Origin of the sequence: Coxiella endosymbiont of Ornithodoros amblus, assembly GCF_019425495.1 — a bacterium.
GTDB lineage: Bacteria > Pseudomonadota > Gammaproteobacteria > Coxiellales > Coxiellaceae > Coxiella.
Genome location: NZ_VFIV01000002.1, coordinates 27,663 through 49,233, shown reverse-complemented (window position 1 = coordinate 49,233; position 21,571 = coordinate 27,663). Strand labels below are relative to the sequence as shown.

Here is a 21,571-nt window from a genome sequence, read left to right as displayed (position 1 = left end):
TCACAATTTGATTTTGTCTTCTGTACCTTTTCGTAAGCGTTGCAAGTTTTCCCAATGGTTCCAAATAATGAGTATGGCTATTATTAATACAGGGAAAATATAATCGGCCCGGCCGGTGATTATTATACAGATAGGCGTTGCAACGGCAGAAACGAGGGCTGCAACCGACGAATAAGGGAAAATGCAAATGACGATCACCCACGTTGCAATAACAAATAAACCTATCCAAAAAGATAATCCCAATAAAACGCCCATCATAGTAGCAACCCCTTTCCCTCCACGGAATTTAAAATAAACCGGAAAAAAGTGTCCAAGGACCACGACTAAACCAACGAACGCTAAGCTGACGCCCTGAACATTAAGAAAGCGAGCAATCAAAATAGCAATTAATCCCTTTGCAGTATCCCCCAAGAGAACATAAAATGCAGCTTGCCTTCCTCCTACCCGCAACATATTAGTGGCCCCCGCGTTACCGGAACCTATGGTACGAGGGTCAGCAAGCTTCATTAGCTTTGCCACGATAACCGCAAAAGAGAGCGATCCTAGAAGATAAGCGATGATGATGCTAATAATGATGAAGACCATAGTGCTCTAATTGTTTAAATGAAAGCTAAATTAAATAATAAATAGTAGCGACTTGGGGGTAAAATGTCCAGGCTGTTTATTTGACGGGTGAGTAGTACCTTGCTGCCAAAGTGATGTATATACATTAAACAGGGGGAATCTATGATTCGTACTCAAATTTAGCTCACTAAACAAACAAGAGCGCAAGTATTTAAGCTTGCTTTTACAAAAAATCAGTAAGTCAAAGAGTGCATTAATTCGAGAGGCGATTGATCAATTTGTTAAGGTTCATCTAAAAGCATCTGACGATCATCAGGCGGCTATGGAAGCGGCCAAAGGCTTGTGGGTAACCTGAAAGGATTTGTCCAATCCCACTAAAATCCGAAAAGAGCTGGATAGTCGGTTAGAAGGCACAGAGAACGATGACGATGGTGTTGCTATTGGGACGGACATTATTATTGATTTCCTGCTAGGACAGGAGACCGCAGTAAAGTTTAACAAAAAACTATAGTTAAGGTCATTTGCCACACCTCCACGTTGACCATTGCGGAACTTTACGTTAGTGTGAGGAATGGCGAAGAATATGGCGTATTAGAGTGATTTTTAGAAAATATACCGGCTTATTCAAGTCAGCCCGAAAATCGCTCAATCAGGTGGCTTATATCGCCGAGATTATGGAAAAAGCCACACGGCACCAGATTAGCCAATGCAATTATTGCGGCAACCACTCAATCTATTTCCATTAAACTGCTCACCGTAAATAAAAAGCACTATCCCATGTTAAAAAACATTAAAGCCTATATTTCATGTTCCTTACTTAAAAATCCTAAACATATGATGTATGGGGAGAAGTGCGAACCCCATCATTACTCATTGGAATACATTTAATGTGCTTTATTTTGACAAACTTAACAAATTGGCACGGTAATAACGAAGTTCTTCGATGGAATCACGAATATCCTGCAAAGCCAGGTGTTGGGACTCTTTAATGTGCGCGGCGGTAATTTGTGGAGCCCAGCGTTGGGCAAGAATTCTTAAGGTGGTGACGTCTAGATGGCGATAGTGAAAAAATTGGTTGAGCCGGGGCATGTAGCGAGAGAGAAACCGCCGGTCTTGGCAAACCGAATTTCCACACAGGGGGGATTTTCCGGTGGAAACGTATTTTTCGAGAAAGGCCAGAGTCAGGGTTTCTGCTTCGACTTCATCCACGAAGCTATTTTTCACCCGTTCAAGCAGGCCAGAAACAGTGTGGTGGGAGGTGTTCCAGTTATCCATTGCCGTTAAAAGTTTGTCAGGTTGATGAATGGCGAAGTCTGGACCTTCGGCTAGGATATCCAGATGGCTATTCGTGACAATCGTCGCAATTTCAATAATCCTATCCCGCTCAGGATCGAGTCCCGTCATTTCGAGGTCTAACCAAATGAGATTGTCGTCGCTGAAGTCCATTCAGTCATTATAACAACAATGGTTATTTCTACAATGCTGTGGAAACTTTATCCCAGGACAATCGTGCCAAGCAGGGTCGCGCCATTTGTTTAAGTTTTGGTCTGATTGACATGAACTCTATTGTAATTATGCACAGTGGTTGAGGTGGAGTGAAGGTGTTATTTTAACAACCATTCCCATAAAGGCTGTACAGTGATTTGAAAGTGAGAATTGCCGCGCTCGATTTCAAATCTATTAGTTTCGTTATACGTTAATATTATTTCTTCGTTTAAGTTATTGGTTTTCATAACATCAATTAATCTTCCAATTTCCCGTTTTTTATTCTCGAAGTCTTCAAGTGAACAAGTGACCTGAATGGCAAATCAGACATCGAGATTTTCTCTAATTAAAAAATCACATTCTTTATGGCTTCGATAGAAATAAATTTCCTTTTCGCGTTACTTTTAAAGCCTGATAGACAATAGTTTCTAATAAATGGCCTTTATTCTTAGAAAAAAGAAAAGAAACAGCATTACCCAGCCCGGTATCGATAAATATAAATTTTTTTATCATTGCTGTACTGCTTTTTAAGCGAATAATTAAATTTATGAAGTACCTCAAATAAAAAATCTCTTTTTTAAAGATATAATCGGCTATCGTATTGGGATGTAAGTTGATTGCTTTTGCTATATTTTGATAACTGATTATTTTTGCTGAATGAGTTGCCAAATGAATGGCGAGATCCTTTAATTTTGATACATTGAAGTTGTATCGAGAGGCAATACCTTTATAAAGAAAGTCTTGAAAATAATTAATAATTCTCGTTGATAAACGGGGCGTAGAGTAACGGCCGGGAAGGAGGCGATTGAAAGGAATTCATCGAAATATCTTTTTATTTCCACTTCGCGTTCGCGTGAGAGCGGGTGTTGAATAGGAGAGAGTCCGTTAAACTATATTCGATAAACGACAGTGGCCATAAGTAAGCAGCTTAATACTCCGTCCCGTGAGCATTTCCGAATATTTTTTAGTAATTAGAGAGGTATTGGAACCGGTGATCCAGATTTGATCGAATATTTTTCGCTCGTAGAATTTTCGAATGAAAGTGACCCAATCGATGCAGTGCTGTATTTTGTCGATTAGTAAATAGTTAACCGGGTTGTGTTGGAGGTAACCGTAATAAATTTTGGAAATGGAGTATTGTTTGAGTACTTCATATTCAAAATTAATGTAAGGCACTTTCTTGCCTTCTTGAAGGGCGTGATCAACGACCTGGTAAAGTAAAGTGCTTTTCCTGATCGCCGGAGGCCTTCTAAAATTTTGATTTTTGGAATGGGAAGAAGGTGGAAATCGGATAATCACGTTCTATCCCCATTAACTCCTTTGGGAAGGGACCTTCAAGTCAGGGGTTCCAACCGATTAAGGCGGGCAATGATGGCGTCGTGCATTGGTGTCTCCAAATATACTATGTAATCTAGTATATTAAAAAATATAAATTGACATACTGGGCTAGATCATTTTTCTTGTATGTTTTCGTTAAAAATGCCATTGGGAACATGCCCCGTAGCAACGTGCTGCGCGGCGGATTGACAATGGCGGTGTTGATCGTCGAAGAAAATATCGGCTTCGAAGGCTTGTAAAAAGCGGCCTTTTTTAAGCCATCGAGAAACAGGGCTTCATCGATTCTAATATTTCGCGCACGTAATGTTTTGATGACGCGTTCATGGGTAGGCGATTGGCGGGCAGTGACAAGGGCGGTACGAATTTGGCATTGGTCTGAAGGGAAGCAGCTTTGGAGTTGTTGTAGCGCTGCAAGGAATCCTTTGAAAGGGCCACCCGAAAGGGGATATGATTGGCTGCTTTTTGTTCGCTAGCGGTAAATACAGCGAGCCCTGCTTCTAAAGCTTTTCTCACGTCTCGCACGTGGGTAGATAAAAATAAGTGAGCGCGCCGAAAGCTTGAATATTTTAAAAGGGCTCTTACCGCCTGTGAAAGCGACACCGGGTTTTAAAATTTCACTTTTGTGCTGAATTTGATAATTGGGATAGCTGTCAACACCTTCTTGCTCGTAAACTGCATTGCTCTTGTCCAGGTCAAATAAAGCTCGTGATGAGATTGCAACAACCAATTTGCGGGAGATATCTTTTGTTATTGTTGATATTCTGACATATTTTCATTTTAAAAATCGCCACGTATCACCCGCAGAATCCGGCTACTACTATACCACTATTTAAGTAGCTCGTATAAAGCGAAGCGTAATACGGAGAAATAATAAAAATTCTCGTATTTCGCTTCGCTTTAAATACGGGCTACTTATGGACGCGGGGTGGGGTGTTTTAGAAAGGTATTTATGGTTTCGGCACCCATTCGCATTCGCACCAGGCTTGGCAGAGTGGAAAATAAAGGCCTAGTTTTATAGGTCGTGAATCAAAGGCATGAAATGCATTTGCGTATTGTCGAAGTTGGGCTTCGTGAAGTGAGCGTTGTCGTTGTAAAAATAAATCGAGGGGTTCGTCGTTTGGCGTAGCGGATTTATAATCGATAATCCATCGTCTTCCCGCCTCATCAATAAAGGTGCAGTCAATAATAAAATGTTTGATTTTTTTATCTTCTACTAGAGTAATAGGATATTCACTTTTTTGACTGTGTTGATGGGATAAAATCCACCGCCCTTTAGCATCGCAGAGCGTTTGGGATACAGCGGTTATAATACCATTCAGGTAATGGGTCAATTGCTCGGTGGAAGTGCCAAGTTGTATCAATCGTCGTTGCCAAAAAGATTTATTATTTTCAATTCGTTCTTTATCCCAGCTTTCCAGACCTTCATTCGCTATTCTTTCCAATGTTTCATGAATGACGATTCCGAGTCGCTTACTAGAAGCTTGGGTAAAAGGGGTAATAGATTTTGACTCGGCGGAGGATAGAGTTTTTAAAATAAATGGAGGCGCCCAATCGCTAGCTAAACGGCGTAATAATTTTAAGCCTCCCTTTTGAGAAAGCAAAATATCGTCAAAAGTAATAATGGATTGTTCAAAGGCTTCTTGACAGACGGGCCATAAGATTTCTGCGAAACTCCCTTTTGAGGGTGATTGAATAGGGGATTCTGGATCTTCTTTATTGAGTGAGGTTAGTAGATGCAAACTTTCTTTAGCGCGAGTGGTCGCGACGTATAACAAACGGGTAATTTCATTCGTTGTTTTTTCTTTCTCGATTCGCTTAAGGTAATTATAAACAGAGTCAGCTTTTTCGGAAGCGGCTTTAAGTGGCGCTAAAATAAGCTCGTTATTACCTGCTTTTGTGCGGCGTTCGAGCCACAATAATAAATCGTGATCATCCGAACGAGGTCTTTTTTCCAAGCCGGGTAAAATAACGTGATCGAATTCCAATCCTTTCGCTTTATGAATAGTCATAATTTGAATCGGATTTTTAGCATCGGTATCAATTTGAGCATACAGTTGGTTAAGTTTTTGAGTTAGACGCTCCAAGGTAAATTCATTTTGTAATGTTTCTAACAATTGAAAGTAAGCTTGAGTATTTATTAATTCGGTTGAATTCGATAAACAAGCGGGACCGCCTAAGGCCGTCCAAATACCTTCAATCCATTGAGCGAGCACCAGACGATCACGGTTATCAAAAGCGGCGGATAAAATTGGAAAAATGCGATTAATACGATTTTTCCCGTCGGAAGTGAGTAAGGCTATGTCACTGACATTTTGAAGGGCGATCCAGATGGGTTTATCGTTGGCGTAGCGTGATACGGTGTGTAGATCTTGCAGTGTCAGTCCGCACCACGGAGCACGCAACAATGCGAGCCAGGCGATGCGATCTCCAAGGTGGTGGAGTGCGCGAGTGAGCGAGAGTAGGTCTTGTATTTCAATGCGATGCGCCAATTTTTCGATTTCTACGGCGTTGAAAGGAATATCTGCACTTCTAAGCGCCGGCGTAATTTCTATTAATTTGGAACGGGAGCGAACCAATATCGCAATAGTCTTTTCAGGGTTTTCACTCCGGCAGCCTTGGATAATTTTTACAATTTGTGTTGCTTCATTCAAAGCATTTGCGTTTAGGAGTGAATAAAAATTAATATTTTTTTGGCTGATACTGTTATTAGTTGCAAAAGAATGAGAATAAGAAATGGAGCCTAGGTGACTGTTTTCTTCTTTGGGAAAAGTGGGTTCAAATGTTTGGTTAAACCAATCGACTAAATTTTTTTGAGAGCGAAAATTATTCCATAAGATGAGAGGTGTTAATTGAATTTCACCAAGGCCTTCATTTTTCACCTGCAAAAATAATCCCACTTCAGCTTGACGAAAGCGATAAATAGATTGCATTGGATCACCGACTAAGAAAAGTGTCCGGTCGTCCTTCACTTGCCAACCGGCGATGAGTTTTTCAATAAAGTGAAATTGAATAATGGACGTATCTTGAAATTCATCTATTAAAAGATGTTGAATTTGTTCATCTAGCTGTAAAGCGTAATCTGAAGGCTGCTCGCTGTCGCCTAAAACACGGATAGCGCCTAATGTAACTTCCATAAAATCGACCGCATTGCGTTCTTGGAAAATAACATTGAGTTGTGCCGTTAAAATAGGTAATATGCTCACAAGAGCATGGATGATGTTCCATTGTTTTTTGGTGTAAGCAATCGGGGGACAGTTTTTTACTTCGTTCAGCGCCAGTCGGAGCTTTTCGTTTTTACCTAATTGAGATAATAAATCTTTTATCTGCTGTTTATGTTTTTTATCTTCGACAGGAAAACCATCATTTTTATCTAATTGTTTTCGCCAAAAACCTTCTTTAGTTAAAAATAACGCCGCTATACCTCGCCATAAGTCAGCCTCATCAATGCTAACTCCTGGTAATGTCGTTAGCGCGTGACAAGCGCTAATGGCTTCGGTGGGCTTTACTTTATACAAATTATGACCCGCGAATTGAGCGAGAGAAACAAGCTCGTCTGCGATAGTAGGGTTAACTAGCATGCGCACTGTCTGTAATGCGTCCAGTGTTATTGTGGTTAACGATTTTTCCAGTTCTTTTTTCATAGAATTGGGATTTCGATAATGATTAATAATATGAGGCAACCACTGTTCACGGCGAATTAGCATTTTAATTAATAATGTTTCTAGCAATTCCGCTTTATTATCGAGGTGCAACAATAATTCTTCGATGGCGTTCGCATGTTTCTCAGACTCGAAAAGTCTAATAACGGCTTCGTGATAAAACTCAACAATTTCTTCGGATTCTAATGTGGAAGTCGGGCCGCCGAGTCCGGAAAGAATAGGCATCTGAGAACAGATTTGGTTGGCTAACGCATCGATAGTTAATAAACGTAAACGATTGGGATTCATATCTAATTGCCAGTCATAATGCTGATTACGTTCGATAACTTTTCTGGCTAATGTCCAGGTAAGTTTTTTGTGGAAGTCAAATGGGGCCGGTTGGGTTTGTGCTTCGTTAAGCGCAGCGATAATGCGTGCGTGCATTTCAGCGGCTGCTTTACGTGTGAAAGTAATTGCGATAATTTCTTCCGGAATTTTGGCTGCGGCTAATAATTTCAGGAAGCGTTGAATTAATAACTCAGTTTTACCCGATCCAGCCGGTGCTTGAACAATAAAAGATTGCTGCGGATCTAACGCTTGTTGTCGAATGATTTCGTCGTTCATTCGATTTCCCCGATACGGCAGAGCGAATCTAAATGACAGACTTTACAAACGGTTTTTGAGTCGACAGGATCAACATCAGCTTTTCCCGATGAAAAATCCACGGCTAAATGATATAATTGCATTTTCCATCGACGAATTAATTCATCCCACGCGAGCGGTGAAGGTTTCACTTGAGAAAATGAATTAAATTTTTCATTGGCGCTGATTAATCCTTTGAACGTCATTTTTTGACTTCGCACTTCGGCATAAGCAATGCCAACAACCTCTCGCGCGGCGTACGCGCAATACAAGGGCAATTGAATATTTTTCAATCGATCGCTAAACCAATCGCCCACGCTATTTTGACCGCCGGTTTTATAGTCGATAATAAAACGATTATTGTCTATCCGATCAATTCTCACCTCGAGTCGAAGCGGACCAATTTTAATATGGCGTTTGGTTTCCCGTTGACTAACTTCAAAGGGTGGGCGTTTTTTCTCAAGAAGTAACCATTTTTTAATGAGTTGCTTGAGTCGTTTTTTTTCGGTGTTCAAAAATAACGGTTGAATTAATTTTTCTTGGCTAACAAGATAGGTAATAGTTTCGTCAATAATGTTTTCTAATCCGCCGTCGGAAAAGGAATTTAGGGTTTGCCAATCTTTAATTTTTTTCCACACAAGATCGAGGGTTTGATGAACGAAATTTCCACGCTCTACCGCGTTTAGCCCCGTATGAGGTTTATTTAATGGTTTTGCTTGAAGACGAACTTTGGCAAAGGCCTGAAAAGGACAGGTCGATTGACTTTGTAACAGGCTGCTGCCGCCATTCATCGGTTCATTTTCTTGAAGAGCCGGCGCTTGCGCATCCTCTATCGTTTCCAGCATTTTTATTTTAAACAAATGAGCTTTTAGCGGTTGCCACGCAGTCAACTGTAGGTTCTCATTATTTATTTCTGGGAAATGGCGGATGAGGGGGCTGGCAGATAGCTGAATGTCCCCTTCTTGCAATGGCGCACTTAAAATAATATCAGGCGCGCTCTTTAAAAGACGGTTTTGTAGTTGCAATGTGTAGTCCATTTCCCGTTTAGCAGAAGCGTGCGGCATTTGGCAGCGCCTTTGCAAACTTAGCGGTAAAAAAGGGTTGGAGGAGGCTACAGGCGGCCATTTTTTATCATTCAATCCGGAAATCCACAGCTTATCAAAGTAATGGCCCGTTGTTTCTAATAAACCCAATATTTGAATAGAGGAATCTTGGGAAGACATGGGCTGAAATAGTGTATGGTGTGCAAGCTGTCGGAGCAGCTGTAACGCATTTTTTCGTGTTTGCCGTTGTGTAAAGGTATCTAGCGCAGCGTATTCATGCAGAAGGTTCTCCCAACGTTTCCATTGTTGGTATTCTTTTGAATCCAAAGACCGTTGTCCCGGCCAGCCAATAGCGGTTAGTTCTTCGCTAAACTGTTGAGCCCAGGCGCTAGGGAAAAGGCTAGTCGATGATCTTTTACTGAGCCATGTTTGGCAACGCGTAGTTAACGTCGTTGATTGAAAATTGGGTTGGAGTTGATTGAGGTGATATAAAATGAGCGCGGGATTCACTTGCCAATGCTCTGATTCTCGCAGTTTCACATCAAGTTGAGCGGCTAGACAGACATCGGCGGTACTGCTGTTGATGTAAGAAGAGCGAAAGGCAGTCCCTAATTGCATGATATCGATTTTAAAAGGATCTAATTCTAAGCACTTAAGGGCTGTTTGAGTCAGCGGTATTTGAGTCAACGACTCAGCGACAGAAATGTTAAAATGCTTGCCGCTTCCAAATATTTCTGTGAAAAGGCGCAATACCTGAGTACGACGTTGAGCAAGATCTGGCATAACGCAGCCGATTTTTTGATTAGGTTTTTTTTCCCATTGGGCATACGCCCACCGTGCCATCGTTTGAATTTCTATTTCGTTGTTTTGGAAGTTGATGCGCCTGTATGAAGTACAGTGAAATACGAGAGGTAATGATGATTCGGTTCTTATATTCCACTGCGCTTCATACGGGCTACTTTGTGGGATTGTTATTGTGATTTTTTTTTCGAGTGCTGCGAATAATTGCTGGACGTTGGGTGCTAATTCATCAAAACCAATCAAAATTATTTGTTTGGGTAGCTTTAAATGCGGGATTAACAATTGCAGTTGTTTGGGCAGTTCAGCGGAACTAATCCACTGGTTTTTTTCCAATCCCTTTTGGAATTGCAGTGCCCAATCAATAAAACACTGAACCTCGCTATTGGCTTCAAGTTTAAGCTCGTCAGTTGATAATCCCCAGGCTTTCATCAAGCACCAGGCTTCCTTTGCTAAGAGAGCGGTTTTATCCAAAAGCGGAACAATTTTTCTCCAAAGGAATTGCTCTTGAAAATCGGTGAGAAGAATGCCTTCCGCTTGGGGGCAGCGTTGCCAACAATCAAAAAGCCAAGTGGTTAAAGGAAAAATACTGGGTGTAGACCAAACTTTCTTCCCCATATTGAGCTGATATTGTGCATATTCCTTTGAAAGATAATGGGTAAGACGACGATTGGCGGTTAGTACAATGGTATCTTCATTCAATCTAAGAAATAACTCACGATACATTACTATTAACATCTCTCTTGAAGTTTTTATATCTATACCAGTTGCTCACAGGTCTAACCGATTATAAAAATGATGTCAAAACTTTTTTATGAAAATGAAACAAACCTGGGCAAAAAAATCTAATCCATTGAATTTACTAAATTAATTTTCATTGCTTATTTTGTTTTCAATCTGTGTCGGTGGGTTATGATATCAATTAATTAACTCTCATTCTGACAAATTACTCACAAAGTTATCCACAGAAATTGTGAATAAGGGGTAAAGTCACCAAAAAATCTAATCCTTTCCAATGGTTAGGTGTTTTGAGGGCAATTTCTACATTATGGAATTTGGTGATTTGAAGGACAATGCTTATTAGGCCCAGTCCACTTCCCGTGGCTTGATTGCCAATTATTCTGAAAAACTGTTCAAAAACCCGTTCGCGTAGTTCTTCGGGATGCCTGGTCCGTTGTCAATTACGCGTAGAATTACCCAGTTATCTTCTTTTTTGATTCAAATCGTGACTTTGCTCTTTTCGGGTGAATAACGGATAGCGTTGTTATTGCCTTTTGCTTTAGGGGGATCATCGGGGGTGATGAGCTCAAGATCAATATTTTAATAGCCTCAGGTGCTAATTGGGCGGCAATATCCGCTGCCTCTTTGCCCAGGTCCATCTAATTTTTCTCATGGAGAGTGGCTTTAGGAAGCATCCGATTTAAAAACAATTGTTGAACCACATGAGTGTGCCGCGATTAACGCCCGCTAAAAACCTTCAGTAGCGCTTCTTTTCGTTCTTGCGGGGTTTTGGACTCGCAAGGCCACTTTTGTATGCGTGTTTAAGGCCGCTAAAGGGGTACGCAATTCATGCGCTGCGTCTGCAGTAAAGCGTTTTTCTCGTTCAAACGCTTCTTTAATCGACCAAAGAGATTATTCAGCTCGCTGACAAGCGGCTCTATTTCTAAGGCACTGCCTCTAAATCTACAGGTTCTAAGCAGGCGGGTTCGCGATGGCGGACTTCCTTGGCTACTTTTTTAAGAGTGTCTAACCCGCGCCCGACAATAATCCAGATTAAAAAGCCCAGAAATGGATAAGTGATTAGCATGATAAAAATGGAATCTTGGGTGAGTTGATTTTGTAACTGTTAGCGATAATTGGATCGCTCGGCCACCATAAAAGTGAGTTCCGTGGTAGGAATAAAGAGTATTTACACGCCACGATTTGCCATGCAATCAAAGGGTGGATAACCATTCGTTGCTGTTGGAGAAAGGAATGCTGGGTGTACTCGCGGAATTAAGAAGCAATTTTCCTTGATTATTCCATATTTGAAACTCCAAATGATTACTGGCTTCTTTATCCGAACGCAATTGTTCGATCTGTTCTTTTGTTAGCCGAAAATGGGAAGACATCAACATGGATCGTGCACTAGCTTTTAGTAGATTGCCTTGAACAAGGGAAAGGTCTTTATGTTGAATCCCGTAGTCGCTAAAAAAGGCCTGCGTGCGTTCGGCTGAGTGGATCAACTGAGTATCTAAACTGCGTTTGAATGTCTTTATGGGCTAAAAAGGTTGCCGATAATAGTTAATTTAAGGTAATAAGTGTCACGCTTAGTAGTAAAAATTAATGAGAAGAAAAAATTAATGAGAAGAAACGTATGTATCGACGGCGTCATTCAGACTTTTTTCTACTATGTAACCCACACCTCGAATGGTGCGTATTAGTTTTGCCCAAATCGTTTGCGTAAGTTGTGAATATGGACTTCTAGAGCATTGCTATCAATATTTTCCCCCAACCATAGGGGGTTTGATTGAGTTGTTCTCGTGAAATGACATGCCCCGCGTTTTCCAGTAATTTTTGAAGTAACGCAAATTCTCGGCGGGAAACCATCACTTCTTTCTTCTTAAGCGTTACGACGTGAGAAGCAGGGTCTAGCTAGAGTAATATCACCATGAGAAATGATCAGTTTTGCTCGTTCTTTGGAGCGGCGCTGCATAGCGCGCATACGGGCAAAAAGCTATTCAAGATCAAAGGGTTATCCATTTTTTCGCGAATAGTTTTCAGAACATCTAATCCGGAACGTTTAGGAAGACCAAGGTTGAGGATAATACTATCAAAAATTTCGTGGGCGGAAGAAAAAACATCGTTAGCAGCTTGGCGGTCTCTTACTCAATCAATCGCATGACCGTATTGCTTTAAGTTTGCCCGGATGTCATCGCCGAGGAATTCATCATCTTCAACAAGTATGGCCCGCATTGCTCTCACCTTAATTTACTGTGAGTATCCCTGACGGTCTTGGGTGTTACTTTAAAATCCATTATAGTGACTCGATTCAAATTGTAAGTCAGCCATGAGTTTCTTGCTATTGCATGATAGAATGACGGCGATTAATAACTCACTTTGAATTAAAGTTACAATAGTCTAATTTTGCTTTAAATGCAAGCATTTTTATTAAGCTAACTTTACACTTGCTTAAATACAGGGGTATCCATTGTGTCACATGATCGTTTGACTTTGGTCGATAAAATCCTTGAAAAAGTCGTTACTTATGCGGAAAAGCAATTGCCAAAAGAGAAAATTGCTTTAATTATCAAATTCATCCGACTTTACTACGCTCACATCGCATTAGAAGATATAAAAGAACGTTCTATCTCCAGTTTATACGGTGCGGTGATGTCGCACTGGGAGTTGATGCTATACCGTAAGCCGAATGAAGTTAAAATTCGCATATTTAATCCCCAATTAGATCTGGACGGCTGGCAGTCTACACATACTATTATTCAAGTGGTTACCCAAGATATGCCATTTTTGGTGGATTCCATCCGTATGGAAATTAATCGATTAGGCCTAACCACCCATTTGATGATCCACATTGGGGGGATAAAAGTTTGCCGGAATAAGAAAAACGAAGTAGATGACGTTCTGGCTTACCACGTACAACATCATAAGGAAAGCACGCTAGAGGCGCCTATCTCCATGGAAATTGATCGGCAAACCGGCCCTAAAGTATTAGCTGATATTCAACGTAATATTCGCCGAGTTTTAAGGGATGTTCGCGTAGCCGTTGAAGATTGGGGGTTGATGCGAGAGCGTGTGCAAGAAGCCCTCTTAGAATTAGACCCTGCTAAGATGGTTCAAGATCCAGAGCAAATTAAAGAAACTAAAGCATTTTTAAATTGGCTGATGGATAATCATTTTACTTTTTTAGGGTTTCGTGATTATGAATTGGTTGGCGAAGGTAAAGAACAGGCTTTACTTTTAATTCCTGAATCGGGTTTAGGTGTGTTGCGCGATCATACGCACAGTAAAATGTTGAGACAATATGCGGACTTGCCGAAAGCCGCTCGAAAAATGGCGTTATCGACGGAACAAATATTGATTTTATCGAAAACGAATACGTTATCAACCGTTCATCGACCTGCCTATACGGATTATATTGGCGTCAAACGATTTAACGAAAAAGGAGAATTAATTGGTGAATCGCGTTTTATTGGTCTTTATACTTCGGATGTATATCGTTCCGACCCTCGTGTCATTCCCATTATTCGCCACAAAGTCGAATCGGTTTTGAAACGCTCCCAACTACCCGCCAAAAGTCACAGTGGAAAAGATTTACTCCATATTCTAGCTACCTTGCCACGTGATGATTTACTCCATGCAACGGTGGATGAATTATTTCACTGGGTGATGGGTATTTTGCATTTGCAAGAACGACGCCGCATTCGTTTATTTGTGCGGAAAGATGCTTATGGCCGTTTCATGTCGTGTTTGGTGTATGTGCCACGTGATTATTTTACAACGGATTTAGTAATGCGCATGCAGGATATTTTAATGAAAGCATTCCATGGATTGGACGTGAGTTTTACGACTTATTTTTCTGAATCAATGCTCGCTCGCATTCACTTTGTTATCCGCATCAATCCGCGCCGTGCTTTGGAATACGATGTAAAAGAGTTAGAAGAAAAATTAGCTAAAGTAGGCGTATCCTGGGAAGACGAATTTTATAAACACGCGTTGGATTATTTTGGCGAAGAACGGGGCAATGATATTTTTAATCGGTATCGACATGCCTTTTCTTCTGCATATCGTGAAGAATTTGAAGGGCAGCAAGCCGTGTACGACGTTGTGCATATTGAGAAATTATCGGAGCGAACCCGATTAGGTATGAGTATTTATCGTCCTCGTGGCGCTGCGCGGGATGTGATTCGTTTTAAATTATTCCATCCCGATTTTACCGTCCCTTTATCCGATGCTTTACCGATGTTAGAAAACATGGGATTACGTGTAGTAGGTGAGCAGCCTTACGAATTAACTTTTCAAGATGGACGTAAAGTTTGGATTAATGATTTTTTGATGACTTACGCGAGCGAACCTGAGTTTGAAATTGAAACAGCTAAAACAATTTTTCAAGAAGCTTATGAAAAAATCTGGTTTGGTGCAGCTGAAGACGATGGTTTGAATCGTTTGGTATTAGAAGCCCAATTAACGTCGCGGGAAATAGCTGTTTTTCGTGCTTACATGAAATATTTCCGTCAAGTAGGGCTTACCTTTAGTGAAGGATATATTACGGACGCTTTGGTGGATAACCCAAAAGTAGCACGCCTGCTCATCGAATTATTTAAATGTTATTTTGATCCTGAACGAGCGACGACGTCAAAAGAAAAAGCGAAAGATATCGAACAAATCATTCAAAAAGAATTAGATGAGGTAGCCGGACTCGATGAAGACCGGATTTTACGCCGTTATTTAGCCTTGATCCACGTCACTTTACGCACTAATTATTTTCAGCGTGATGAAAAAATGAATCCTAAGCCTTATCTTTCCTTTAAATTAGATTCCTCAAAAATTCCTGACATGCCTTTGCCTTTTCCGAAGTATGAAATATTTGTGTATTCGCCGCGTTTCGAAGGAGTACACTTACGCGGTGCGGCTGTGGCACGAGGTGGTATCCGCTGGTCAGACAGACGCGAAGATTATCGAACTGAAGTGTTAGGATTAATGAAAGCGCAACAAGTCAAAAATGCTGTTATTGTGCCAGCTGGAGCGAAGGGGGGATTTTTTCCAAAACGTCTTCCGTCAGAAGGCAGTCGTGAGGAAATTCTACAAGAAGGACTTTTCTGTTATCGTAATTTTATTCGCGGTTTATTGGATTTAACCGACAATTTGGAAAATGGGGAAATTGTTTCACCTAAAAATACCGTTTGTTATGATGGACCGGACCCTTATTTAGTTGTTGCTGCAGACAAAGGCACGGCTACTTTTTCTGACGTGGCAAACAGTATTGCCATCGAAAAAAACTATTGGATGGGCGATGCGTTTGCTTCAGGTGGTTCTACGGGTTACGATCATAAAAAAATGGGAATTACGGCTCGCGGCGCATGGGTTGCAGCAAAACGGCATTTTCAAGATTTAGGAACTAATTTAGATGAAGCCGAAATTACCGTCGTAGGTATTGGCGATATGAGCGGCGATGTGTTTAGTAATGGGATGTTAATTTCACGTTATATTAAATTAGTGGCTGCTTTTGATCATCGTCATATTTTTTTGGACCCCAATCCGGTCCCAACTTTAAGTTACGAAGAACGCCTGCGGTTATTTAATCTTCCACGATCAAGCTGGAACGATTACGATCACAGTTTATTATCGGCAGGAGGGGGTATTTATTCTCGGACCGCAAAATCCATTCAATTATCACCCGAAGTTAAAGCGTTATTGCACAGTGAAAAAGATGTCATGGTGCCGAACGAGTTAATCCGAGCTATTTTAAAAGCGCCCGTCGATTTAATTTGGAATGGAGGAATTGGTACCTACATTAAGTCTAGCGAAGAAAAAAATATTGATGTAGGCGATCGTAGTAACGATAATTTAAGAGTGAATGCCAAAGATGTGCGAGCGCGGGTAATCTGTGAAGGGGGAAACTTGGGCGTGACGCAACTGGGTCGTATTGAGTATGAATTAAATGGCGGAAAAATTAATACGGATTTCATTGATAATTCAGCGGGCGTGGATTGCTCTGACCATGAAGTAAATATAAAAATTTTGCTTAATCAGATTGTTGCTAATGGCAGTATGACAGAGAAGGATCGCAATCAATTATTAGCTAGCATGACAGATGAAGTGGCTCAGTTAGTATTGCACGATAATTATTTCCAAAATAAAGCGTTGAGTTTGGCATCGCATCTTGCCCTGCGTGATATGGGTTTAAATATGCGTTTTCTTGACACTCTTGAACAAGAGGGGAAAATTAATCGGGCACTTGAATTTTTGCCCGATGATAAAGCGTTGTTGGAACGTCGTGCGCTCCGTCTTGGTTTAACTCGACCTGAGTTAAGCGTTTTATTTGCCTATAGTAAGATTATTTTAAAAGCGCAAATTAAAACATCCGTTGTGGTTGAAGACCCTTATTTATCACGGTATGTGGCTTACGCATTTCCCACACCTTTACGAACTCGTTTTAGAGAACAAATGAAGGAACATTATTTAGCTAAGGAAATTATCGCCACTCAGTTAAGCAATCGCTTGGTTTCAATAATGGGTATTACGTTCATTTACCAAATGCAAGACGAAATGAGTGTCTCAGTGCCTTCAATTATGCGTGCTTTTGTGGCAGCGATGAAAATATTTCAAATGGAAAAGCTGCTGGCCGATATCGATGCGCTGGATTATAAGGTGGATGCGGAAGTTCAATACCAAATGAATGTTGAAGCGATTCGTTTAATCCGACGTGCTTCTCGGTGGCTTTTACGTCACCGTCGTGGCGAACTTGATATCGCTTCGACGGTAACTCATTTTGGTGACTATGTAGCTGCGATTTATTTTCGATTACCAAAATTATTGTTAGGGGCGGATAAAGAGGCAGTGGACAACCGTCAAAATAATTTGATCGAACGCAATGTGCCACCAGAACTTGCCCTGCGCATTGCAGGTACATCGCCACTTTTTCATGCTTTAAATATTGTGGAAGCGGCAACGACGTATCATGAAGAAGTATTTCGCGTAGCAAAAATTTACTTTATGCTCGCCGATAGATTGGATTTATTTTGGTTCCACGAAAGAATTAACGCCTATCCTGTTGACGATCAGTGGGCAGTTTTAGCAAGAGCTGCTTATAAAGGCGATTTAGATTGGATTCAACGCGAGCTTACAGTCCGGGTGCTACTAGATACGAAGGCAAGGAGTATCCCCGGTAAAGTTAAAGAATGGTTGGTCGAACACGATCCTATGATTCAACGATGGCAAACGATTTTAGCGGCGATGCGCAGTGCAGAGAAAAAAGACTTTGCTATACTATTTGTGGCAATTCGCGAGCTATTTGATTTAGCTTCGAATGTGGCTGCTGTCAACGTGGAGTGATTGTAATTTAGGAGGGGTGTTTCGTGGCGGATTATACTTCACGCTTCGTGAGCGTTAAGGGTGCGAAGATGCACTATATCGAGACCGGCCAAGGTGAGCCAGTTCTTTTTATTCACGGTATGCCGACTTCGTTTTCAGGATATGTTGTCTTTACCGGTGCGACAGTTAGTGACGTTATTACATCGCCTCGGCGCTAGTTATCGGGCTATCGTTGAACAAAAATTAATAAATTATTACCCGCAAGCATGATGCGTAAATTGTCCGATGAAGAAATGGCCAATTATTTTTGTCATTTTCTAACCAAAGAAAGTCGAAAGCCATTATGGCAATATTTGCCTAATTTAACGTTGGTCGAATTTTCTGATGTATTACATTTTGCGAATGAAGTGAGATCAGTATTATTCGTCTGATAAATTTTCTGCCGAGATGAAATTTCCATCGTATAAACTTGCATTTCCTTTCAAATACTCCTATCATTTTTACTGGGTTTAAATTCACTCAACCTCGATAAGGATTATTTTATGAACAAAAAAATTGCTGTTATGACTTCAGTGATTGTTGCTGCACTTCTTTTAAGCGGTTGTATTTCACGCACGCCAATGCCAGCCGATCGCGTAGTTTATCATCAAACAGGGCCCAGTGCAAAATTGGGTACTGCACACCGTTGTGTGAACTATCGGCGTGGCCATCGTCATTGTAATCATCATTGATAAAATCTTTTTATAGCAAAAAAGCCAGATTTTATCTGGCTTTTTTGTTTTTTCCATTTATTCTTCCTGGAATGAGAAGTATTGTCCTACCATTTTTATCACGTCATTCTTGCCCACCGATCTGGTCGGGAGCGGGAATGATGGGGTTGGCGGCAGGTTGGTTGTCTTGAAAATCCAATTCCACCTTTTCGATTTTATTAAACCGACTTGTAATTTTTTGCGAAGATTTATGAACCTTGGAAACATCTTCATGCGCCAAGCCGATGTGATGAGCCAATTTGTCCATCCGGTCTTGAAAGCGGTCGAAATCTTTACTCAGCATGATTAAATGTTCTTGAATAATGTGCACTTGTTTTCGAGTCGCTGCATCTTTTAAAACGGCTCGCGCTGTTGTTAAAATAGCCATCATGGTCGTTGGCGACACTAGCCACACCCGCGATTTATGGGCTATTTCGATGAGATCGGGGTAGTGAGCGTGTATTTCAGCAAAAACTGCTTCAGCCGGAATAAACATAACCGCGCCTTCAGCCGTTTCCCCAGGAACAATGTATTTTTCAGCAATATCTCGAATATGTTTTCGTATGTCCAATCGAAATTGCTTTTCCGCTTGCGCTCGCTCGCTTTCCGAAAGTTTTTCGTTTCGGATTTGCTGATAACTTTCTAAGGGGAACTTTGCGTCAATGACGACATTTCCGGTGGGCTCAGGTAAAAATAAAATGCAATCACAACGTTTATTATTCGTTAATGTGTGCTGTAATGCATAGTGAGATTCGGGCAGCATATTGCGGATTAAACTCGACAATTGCACTTCGCCAAAAGCGCCGCGCGAACGTTTATCAGATAAGACTTCTTGGAGACTAACCACATTTGTTGATAATTCGGTAATTTTTTTCTGTGCTTCATCGATAATGGTTAAACGCTTAACCACATCCGTAAACGTTACGGTAGTTTTTTCGAAGCCTTCCGTCAACCTACGATCCACTTGCCCGCTAATTTCTTTGAGTCGTTCTTGCGTTTCACTCGTGAGCTTGTCTACGCGTTTACCTAAGTTTTCGGTGTGATCGGTGAGAGTAGCGCTGACTTGCTCTCGAATACTTCGCATGTTCTGTATCAAACTATCTTGAATCAATTTCAAGCTTTTTATTTGATATTCGTCAAATCGTTGACGTTGTTTGGTTTGCTCTTTTTGTTGTTGTTGGATAAGTGATTGTACAAAGTTCCGTTGCTCATCCCACTGTTTTAAACGGTCTTGAATAATGAGCAATTGTTGGTGGAGAGTTTGATCGACACGATGTTGTTGTTTCAGTCGCCCATAAATTAAAACGCCTACACTAACCGTAACGAGCGTCGGAATTCCTAGAATAAGTACTGCTTGCCAATTCATCGTAATATAATACCAAATTTCTTGATTGGGAGGAGATAAATGTCTTAATCGCACCAACGAACAGCGATTATTGGTGAATGTTTAATTGAACTCACGTCTAAAAATTGCAAAGATTTTAGCGTTAATTTTTCCGGTGATACATTGAATACGGCGGTTTATCTCGTCCGCTCGTTGAGTAAAACAACCATGGTTACGGTCGATTACGTAACGGCGCTCGGGGTTGATACGTTTAGCCATGAAATGTTAAACCAGTGGCTGGGCGAAGGCATTGGAGTTTCCCTGGTCCGCCAAATTACCGACAAGTTGCCGGGGTTATATTTAATTCGTAACGACAAAAGAGGAGAGCGTTATTTTTATTACTACCGCTCGCAGTCGGCCGCTCGGGCGCTTTTTGAAGGCGAAGAGGGTGATTGTCTTTGTCAGAAGCTGTTGGAATTCGATAGTCTGTATCTATCAGGAATTACGCTTGCCATGCTCTATGAAACAGGGCGTGACAAACTTTTAGATTGTCTTAAGGTGGCACATGAAAAAGGAAAACCCATTTGTTTTGATACCAATTTTCGTGTTTGCCTTTGGCCGAATTTGGATTCAGCGCGCGCCATTATAGAAGAAATACTGGAATTGACGACGATAGGATTGCCTTCATTTTCGGATGAAAAGACTTTTTTTGGCGATAAAAGTCCTAAAGAAACGGCCCAACGGCTTCATCGTTTTGGTGTTCAGGAAGTGGTCGTTAAGCAAGGGGAAAATGGTTATTGGTTATCGGATGAGACGGGCGAAAAGAAAGTCGCCATTGAGCGAGTGACTAAGGTCATTGATACCACTGGCGCAGGTGACGCTTTTAACGGGGCTTACCTTGCCGCGCGCTTTGAAGGTTTAAATTCAGCGGCAGCCTCCCAAAAAGCGGCTAGTTTAGCTGCTACTGTGGTCGCTTGTCGAGGGGCCATTATACCTATCATCCACCAATAAGATTAATTGCTTAATTGCGAACTCTAGTAAGAATGACATAGAATGACAGAAAAGAGGATGAATGTTATGTTCAATGGCAGTCTTGTCGCCTTAGTGACGCCGATGCAGGAAAACGGGGAGATTGATTATTCCAATTTGAAAGAATTGGTTGAATGGCATTTGGAAAATGACACCGATGGGTTGGTTATTTTGGGGACCACAGGGGAGTCACCGACGGTCACCGCTGAGGAACGCCATAAAATTATTCGACAAGTCGTTGACCAAGTAAATAAAAAAATCCCGATTATTGTTGGAACGGGTGCAGATTCTACTGTTTATACCATTGAAATGACACAGCAGGCAATGGAACTCGGCGCAGATGCCGCTTTAATAGTAACGCCTTACTACAATAAACCCACCCAAGAAGGTCTTTTTCAATACTTTAAAATGATTGCAGAAGCTGTATCTATTCCCCAAATACTTTATAACGTGCCTTCGCGAACCGCGTGTGACTTGCTGCCTGAAACCGTAATACGAATAGCGAAGTGTCCAAATGTAGTGGGCCTCAAAGAAGCGACAGGCGATATCCAACGGGTTAAGCAATTAAAAGTTGAGGACTTGGATTTATTAAGTGGTGATGATAAAACGGCAATGGATTTTATGCTAGCGGGTGGAAAGGGGGTTATTTCAGTGGTGGCGAATGTAGTTCCCAAACTCTATCACACGTTTTGCATAACGGCTGTTTCGGGTAACGTAGAATTGGCGAAAAAAGAAAATGATCAATTGTCACCTCTTTATGATTCATTGTTTGTTGAATCCAATCCTATTCCGGTAAAATGGGCATTGTCTCAAATGGGGGTAATTCCTGATGGCATTCGATTGCCTTTGACTCCGTTAAGCGAGCGATATCACGCTAAAGTGAGAGAATCTCTGCAACAAGTGGGCATTAAATGCTAGATATGGAGTAAA

Annotated in this window: 10 protein-coding genes and 7 pseudogenes; 7 read left to right on the top strand and 10 right to left on the bottom strand. The window is 41.2% G+C overall.

Translation table 11 applies throughout. The features are described 5' to 3' along the window. Complete coding sequence (gene plsY, locus FIV31_RS00830) at nucleotides 1-585, bottom strand: glycerol-3-phosphate 1-O-acyltransferase PlsY (protein WP_280123475.1); 585 nt, start codon at nucleotides 583-585, stop codon at nucleotides 1-3. Between the two features lie 141 nt (nucleotides 586-726). Between plsY and FIV31_RS00825 the strand changes: the two are divergent. After that, nucleotides 727-982, top strand: a pseudogene (locus tag FIV31_RS00825) (hypothetical protein); the annotation flags it as partial. A 4-nt stretch (nucleotides 983-986) separates the two neighbouring features. Continuing rightward, nucleotides 987-1,356, top strand: a pseudogene (locus FIV31_RS00820) (PIN domain-containing protein); the annotation flags it as partial. A 102-nt stretch (nucleotides 1,357-1,458) separates the two neighbouring features. Here FIV31_RS00820 and orn read toward each other — a convergent pair. The 8 genes and pseudogenes from orn to FIV31_RS00785 all read right to left on the bottom strand — a co-directional run bounded on the left by orn (nucleotide 1,459) and on the right by FIV31_RS00785 (nucleotide 12,463). Beyond that, the gene (orn, locus tag FIV31_RS00815; protein ID WP_280123474.1) at nucleotides 1,459-2,010 is read right to left on the bottom strand and encodes an oligoribonuclease; all 552 of its coding nucleotides are present in this window, start codon (nucleotides 2,008-2,010) and stop codon (nucleotides 1,459-1,461) included. A 402-nt stretch (nucleotides 2,011-2,412) separates the two neighbouring features. After that, entirely contained in the window at nucleotides 2,413-2,718 is a 306-nt protein-coding gene (locus FIV31_RS08285) for a DUF4143 domain-containing protein (RefSeq protein ID WP_425278246.1), read from the bottom strand. A 216-nt stretch (nucleotides 2,719-2,934) separates the two neighbouring features. Beyond that, nucleotides 2,935-3,225 (bottom strand): ATP-binding protein, encoded by a 291-nt coding sequence (locus FIV31_RS08280; RefSeq protein WP_425278245.1) that lies wholly within the window; start codon nucleotides 3,223-3,225, stop codon nucleotides 2,935-2,937. 275 nt (nucleotides 3,226-3,500) lie between these two features. Next, nucleotides 3,501-4,138, bottom strand: a pseudogene (locus FIV31_RS00805) (5'-nucleotidase). Nucleotides 4,139-4,321: 183 nt separating this feature from the next. Then, nucleotides 4,322-7,649 (bottom strand): annotated as a pseudogene (locus tag FIV31_RS00800) (UvrD-helicase domain-containing protein); the annotation flags it as partial. After that, nucleotides 7,646-10,234: a PD-(D/E)XK nuclease family protein gene (locus FIV31_RS00795; protein WP_280123473.1), complete on the bottom strand. Its 2,589-nt coding sequence runs from the start codon at nucleotides 10,232-10,234 to the stop codon at nucleotides 7,646-7,648. The pseudogene FIV31_RS00800 and the gene FIV31_RS00795, both read right to left, overlap by 4 nt. 232 nt (nucleotides 10,235-10,466) lie before the next feature. Next, nucleotides 10,467-11,882: pseudogene (locus tag FIV31_RS00790) on the bottom strand (ATP-binding protein). Continuing rightward, nucleotides 11,848-12,463: pseudogene (locus tag FIV31_RS00785) on the bottom strand (winged helix-turn-helix domain-containing protein). The pseudogenes FIV31_RS00790 and FIV31_RS00785 overlap by 35 nt, the downstream one beginning before the upstream one ends. Before the next feature lie 237 nt (nucleotides 12,464-12,700). Here FIV31_RS00785 and FIV31_RS00780 point away from each other — a divergent pair. The 3 genes and pseudogenes from FIV31_RS00780 to FIV31_RS00770 all read left to right on the top strand — a co-directional run bounded on the left by FIV31_RS00780 (nucleotide 12,701) and on the right by FIV31_RS00770 (nucleotide 18,270). Beyond that, complete coding sequence (locus FIV31_RS00780; RefSeq protein WP_280123472.1) at nucleotides 12,701-17,560, top strand: NAD-glutamate dehydrogenase; 4,860 nt, start codon at nucleotides 12,701-12,703, stop codon at nucleotides 17,558-17,560. A gap of 68 nt (nucleotides 17,561-17,628) precedes the next feature. Further along, nucleotides 17,629-17,946: pseudogene (locus FIV31_RS00775) on the top strand (hypothetical protein); the annotation flags it as partial. A gap of 135 nt (nucleotides 17,947-18,081) precedes the next feature. Beyond that, nucleotides 18,082-18,270: a hypothetical protein gene (locus FIV31_RS00770; RefSeq protein WP_280123471.1), complete on the top strand. Its 189-nt coding sequence runs from the start codon at nucleotides 18,082-18,084 to the stop codon at nucleotides 18,268-18,270. Nucleotides 18,271-18,373: 103 nt separating this feature from the next. Here FIV31_RS00770 and FIV31_RS00765 read toward each other — a convergent pair whose 3' ends face one another. Continuing rightward, entirely contained in the window at nucleotides 18,374-19,654 is a 1,281-nt protein-coding gene (locus tag FIV31_RS00765; protein WP_280123484.1) for a DNA recombination protein RmuC, read from the bottom strand. Nucleotides 19,655-19,720: 66 nt separating this feature from the next. Here FIV31_RS00765 and FIV31_RS00760 point away from each other — a divergent pair, with 66 nt between their 5' ends. Both FIV31_RS00760 and dapA read left to right on the top strand, forming a co-directional pair. Beyond that, a complete protein-coding gene (locus FIV31_RS00760) occupies nucleotides 19,721-20,623 on the top strand; it encodes a sugar kinase (RefSeq protein WP_280123483.1) in 903 nt (300 codons plus the stop codon). Nucleotides 20,624-20,689: 66 nt separating this feature from the next. Beyond that, nucleotides 20,690-21,559 (top strand): 4-hydroxy-tetrahydrodipicolinate synthase, encoded by an 870-nt coding sequence (gene dapA, locus FIV31_RS00755; protein ID WP_280123482.1) that lies wholly within the window; start codon nucleotides 20,690-20,692, stop codon nucleotides 21,557-21,559. Nucleotides 21,560-21,571 lie beyond the last annotated feature (12 nt).